Below are 5,265 nucleotides of genomic sequence, written 5' to 3' on the forward strand. Positions count from 1 at the left end.
ACTGAAGAAAAATGTACCAAAATGAATTTTATTGGACAACGTATAATCGACTGGGTACGATACGGTAGGGAGTAGATATAGTGGGTAAGAAGTTATTTTATTTGCACATCCCGAAGACGGGAGGTCAAACCCTAGCCACTCGTATAGCTTCCGCGTTTCCCATTGGTCGTTCTAGCATTATGGGGCCTGACTTGACTTATCCAGATGGCATCGAGAGCTTGAAATTACTCTTCGATGCGCATGATTTTGTCGAGCGTCACGTCAATGGTCCGGTTCTTCGCGATCTGAAATACGTTGATGTATTGATGACAGTGCGCGACCCGGTCAAGCAAATAACATCGAATTACCTTCACATATTACGAGAACCAGCATCGCCTCTCCATCGTCCGGCAAAACTTCTTACACCACAGGCATTTTTTTCGCAGTTCGGGGATCTGCTTGCCAATCGCCAGGCCCGGTATTTCATCTCCGCATTTCGCAACCTCTATCCGGATATCGAAAGACTAGTTACTTGGACGACCGTCATGCTCGATTGTCTTAGTCGGGTGCGGTGGTATGTGCCGACAGAGGCGATTGATGAGTTTTGTATGCTTTGGCAGTTGGAGATGAACCGTAAGATGTTGTTGCCAGACGTGAAAGTCAATATCGCCGAATTGAGCTCCACCCAGCGCGGAGAACTCGATGCTATGGTTGCCGGGATGCCGGAACTTTATTCCATTGACTTGTTATTATGGCAGATAGCAAGGCAGCGCTATGACAGTTACAAACGTCAAGTATTGGCAACATGTATCAATAATCCATACCCCGATAACTGGGGGCATGCTTGGTCTGATGGGGATTATGGTATTTGGCTAGGACGCGGTTGGCATCGACCGGAGACGACGAATGATGGGCAGTACGCATGGTGGACTGGTCCAGACCGACTCTCAGAAATATACATTAATCGAAATAAATCCCATCGATATCTTCTTTTTTCGATAAGAGTCTATTGCGGTGTATGTGAAGAGGACGTGATCCTGATCACTTCTGATGGGCGGGTTTTAGTTTCGGCTTTTCGTCGCATCAATGATGCCGAGGTGGTATATGCCGTAGACATTGGAGATTTAAGTGATGAAACAATGATTCAGCTACGTGTTCCAGAGGTATGGTCTCCTGTTATGGTAGATCCTGAATCGAGGGATACGGCGCGTAAAAGCGTGCTTGCCTGTAAGTGGGTGCTATCGGCAACATCGCCACTAGAACTAGATGCTCGAACGTCTCAAGATTCCTGTGAGAATATACGGAATCTTCATGCTGGCGATAATCATGGTAGGTTTTGAAATGGGATGGCTTATGGGATTGCTTGATTTTATCCGTCGTGGTAGAGCACATGATGATCATCATTCGACCGATACTGATCCTGTCGAACGATCTGGCTCAGTACTCAGCATGTTGTCGGAAGAAGATAAACGGAAGCTCTTTGAAGAATTCCGGTCGAAGATGATGTATGACATGTTTGTGCTGACCCACGAGGGGCGGCCAAATTGTAATCAGGCACTGGAGAAATTCCGGAACCTTCCTGGAGTGCAGTGGAATATCAAAGTGCTGGGAGCTGAGCTGGCTTCGCGTTACTATATAAACGGTGAGCCAGATCGTCAGGCACTGTTGAACGATCCATTTATTCCAAACTGCCGTGCGACTCGTTTTGAAGACTTTTTGCAATCCTGGTTTATTGATACGTGTAAGATGTTGAAGCTTGCACCACGCCTGCACAGGAAACTCTGGGAGGAAGTCTATGTTGTCAATGTGCTCAAGCATAAGGGAAAACTGATCCCAGGATGTCGGGGCATTGTGTTTGGAGTTGGGCGCGAGCGATTGCCGTCCTTCTTTGCTTCAATGGGTGTCGATATTCTCGCGACTGACCTGGATCCAAACAATGACGCCTCGCAAGGGTGGATTGCGACAGATCAGCATGGCTCTCTAGATCGCCTCTATTTCAAGGAATATCTAGAGGAGGAGCAGTTCAGACGGCACGTCAGTTTCCAATACGCAGATATGAACAATATTCCGCCAGAGTTGGAAGGTCAATTTGACTTTTGCTGGTCGATATGCGCATTCGAGCATCTGGGTTCCATCGAGAATGGGCTAGCGTTTGTTCGCAATACTGGGCGTTTGCTCAAAAAAGGCGGTGTATCAGTACATACGACGGAGTTTAACTATACGAGATCTGAAGAGACAATTGACAACTGGGCAACCGTACTTTTTAGAAGGAAGGATTTTGAGCTCTTGGCAAACCAACTGAAAGAAAGCGGTTACGAGGTGCCACACCTTAGCTTCGATGTTGGAAGTACCCCGGTAGATCTCTTTATTGACATCCCGCCTTATCCACAACACAAAGGCGATTATTACGACGAAAGAATGAGCTCATTGCATTTAAAATTGCTTGTCGATGGATTCCCGGCCACTTGTTACGGTTTTAATTTTAGTCGTGTATGAGTGCACAATGAAACATGAATTAATTTCTGAAATATTGTTAGCGCATATACGGGTCATTGAGTCCCTTAAAGCAATAAATGAGGTTGTTGTCCGTATAGTGGATTCATTATATGGCGCTATTTATGACGGACGACGAGTATTTTTGTGCGGTAATGGTGGTAGTGCTGCTGATGCGCAACACATCGCCGCAGAACTGGTCGGGCGCTTCAAGAAAGAGCGGCGAGGTTTACCTGCCATCGCGCTGACGACGGATACTTCTATCATGACAGCCGTGGCGAACGATTATGGGTACGAGCAGGTTTTCGCTCGGCAAATAGAGGCGCTGGCATCGGCGGGTGATGTGTTGATCGGCATTTCCACTTCGGGCAATAGCCCTAACGTCGTCGAGGCTGTCAAGGTGGCCCGCTCTATCGGGGTGACAACGATTGGGCTGACCGGTGGTTCGGGCGGAACGTTGAAAGCACTGTGCGATGAAACTCTCATTGTTCCCTCCGATGTAACAGCGCGTATCCAGGAGGCGCACATCCTTGTGGGCCATATCCTGTGCGAAATGATCGACGAGCGGCTGAATGCGGATCAAGATGCAGCTGCCTGATTTGTCAAGCATTCGCATTCTCGTGGTCGGTGATGTCATGCTCGACCGCTATTGGTTCGGCGAGGTTTCGCGGATATCGCCGGAAGCGCCCGTCCCGGTCGTAAAGTTTGAGAAGGTCGAGGAGCGATTGGGCGGTGCTGCCAATGTCGCGCGCAACATCGTAGCCATCGGGGCCACGGCGACTCTGCTCTCGGTGGTTGGGGCCGATGAGGCAGGACAGTCGCTCGCCCGCCTGCTGGCGGCCTCAGGCATCGATGCCAGCCTGCACGAGGATGCTCAACTCGACACTACTGTCAAACTGCGTGTTCTGGGTCACCAACAGCAACTATTACGGATTGATTTCGAAAATTCGCCGACCCACGAGGTCCTCGAGGCCATGCTGGCAGAGTTCCGTCAGCGCGTGATGGAGTGCGATGTTGTTATCTTTTCCGATTACGGCAAAGGCGGACTGAAACATATCTCCGAGATGATCCGTCTGGCCCGCGAGCATGAGAAGCCCATCCTCGTCGATCCGAAGGGAGACGATTGGCTTCGCTATGCCGGGGCCAGCGTTATCACGCCTAACCGAGCTGAACTGCGCGAGGTGGTTGGCCACTGGAAGGATGAAGCCGATCTGGCCGCACGTGTCTGCAAGCTGCGCACGGCACTGGGCGTGGAAGCGCTGCTTCTGACGCGTTCGGAGGAGGGTATGACCCTGTTCGATGCCGACGGTGCTACCCATGTGTCGGCACAGGCGCGGGAGGTTTTCGATGTCAGCGGTGCGGGCGACACAGTGATCGCCACTCTTGCGGCAATGTTGGCGAGCGGCGCTTCGCTCGCCGAATCGATGCGCTGGGCCAATCGCGCGGCAGGCATCGTCGTTGCCAAATTGGGCACGGCAACCGTTACCCGCGAGGAACTTCAAGGGACGCTGCTTTGCCATGACACTTCGCAACGGGGGGTGGTGAGCGAGACGGTGTTGTTGCAATTGGTTAAGAATGCCCGCAGCGCGGGTGAACGCATTGTCATGACAAACGGGTGTTTCGACATACTTCATCCTGGTCACGTTGATTATCTTGAGAGAGCGCGTAGCTTGGGTGACCGTCTGGTCGTGGCAGTGAACGACGATGATTCGGTGCGCCGTCTCAAAGGATCGAAACGCCCGATTAATCCGCTGGAGGTGCGCATGCGAATGCTCAGCGCCTTGGCTTCAGTGGACTGGGTGGTGCCTTTTTCAGAGGACACGCCGGAACAGATTGTTTGCAAGGTGCTTCCCGATATCCTGGTCAAGGGCGGCGATTACCACCAAGACGAGATTGCCGGGTCAGGCTGTGTGCTGGCAGCAGGCGGCATGGTCAAGGTTCTCGAATTCCTGCCCGGACATTCCACTAGCAAACTCATCGAAAAGATTCATCAGCGAGGTTGAACAGGTATATTGTCACCGGCTTTAACAGCCCTGGGCAAGGGTGACGATGTATGTCCGCGCATTGCCAAAGAAATGCTCAAAGGGAGACGCACTTGAATAAGAAAGTATCTTTTTTCGGCTTGTTGGTCATTGTTAGTACTGGACTGACAGGCTGTTCCACCTTCCCCGCCTGGCTCCCCTCATCCGGCCCCAGCACGGCGCAGGTGATCGAACAGGAAAAGGTCGATTCGCCGATTCTCGTGGTCGAGGTCAACGATGCGGTCGCCCGCCGGGTGCTGGCCGCGCAGCGGTCAGACTCCTTCGCTGAATCGCTTACGGCCGAGGCGCCGCCCGCTTTTGTGGTGGGGCCGGGGGATGTGCTGGAGGTTTCGGTATGGGAGGCGCCGCCGGCCGCCTTGTTCGGGGCGGCGGTGATCGACTCGCGCGCGGGGCTGACCACTACGCGCCAGACGACCTTCCCGGAGCAGATCGTGAATGCCGATGGGGTGATCAATGTGCCCTTCGCCGGCACGGTGCCGGTGGCGGGCAAGACCCCACAGCAGATCGAGGCCGACCTGGTGATGCGCCTGAAGGGGAAGGCCAATCAGCCTCAGGTGCTGGTGCGGGTGGTCCGCAATGCCACGCAGTACGTCACCGTGGTGGGCGAGGTGGCCGCCAGTACGCGCATGCCGCTCACCGCCAAAGGCGAACGTCTCCTGGACGCCATCGCGGCAGCCGGCGGGGTGCGCCATCCGGTGAGCAAGATCACGGTCCAGGTGAGTCGTCAGGGCAGGGTCATAGCCATGCCGCT

At 53.1% G+C, this 5,265-nt stretch carries 5 protein-coding genes; all 5 read left to right on the forward strand.

The window, feature by feature from the left end:
• The first annotated feature begins 80 nt into the window (after positions 1-80).
• Entirely contained in the window at positions 81-1,319 is a 1,239-nt protein-coding gene (locus tag Q0650_RS14635) for a hypothetical protein (protein WP_298820220.1), read from the forward strand.
• Positions 1,291-2,475 (forward strand): cyclopropane-fatty-acyl-phospholipid synthase family protein, encoded by a 1,185-nt coding sequence (locus Q0650_RS14640; protein ID WP_298820222.1) that lies wholly within the window; start codon positions 1,291-1,293, stop codon positions 2,473-2,475. Before Q0650_RS14635 ends, Q0650_RS14640 begins: the two co-directional genes overlap by 29 nt.
• A gap of 7 nt (positions 2,476-2,482) precedes the next feature.
• Positions 2,483-3,070 carry a D-sedoheptulose 7-phosphate isomerase gene (locus tag Q0650_RS14645; RefSeq protein ID WP_298820224.1) on the forward strand — a complete coding sequence of 196 codons (588 nt, stop codon included), beginning with the start codon at positions 2,483-2,485 and terminating at the stop codon, positions 3,068-3,070.
• Complete coding sequence (gene hldE, locus Q0650_RS14650; RefSeq protein ID WP_298820226.1) at positions 3,045-4,475, forward strand: bifunctional D-glycero-beta-D-manno-heptose-7-phosphate kinase/D-glycero-beta-D-manno-heptose 1-phosphate adenylyltransferase HldE; 1,431 nt, start codon at positions 3,045-3,047, stop codon at positions 4,473-4,475. Before Q0650_RS14645 ends, hldE begins: the two co-directional genes overlap by 26 nt.
• Before the next feature lie 92 nt (positions 4,476-4,567).
• Positions 4,568-5,265, forward strand: a 698-nt coding sequence (locus tag Q0650_RS14655; protein WP_298820227.1) for a polysaccharide biosynthesis/export family protein, incomplete at its 3' end; no start/stop codon positions are given.

Origin of the sequence: uncultured Chloroflexus sp. (assembly GCF_937129525.1) — a bacterium.
Taxonomy (GTDB): domain Bacteria; phylum Chloroflexota; class Chloroflexia; order Chloroflexales; family Chloroflexaceae; genus Chloroflexus.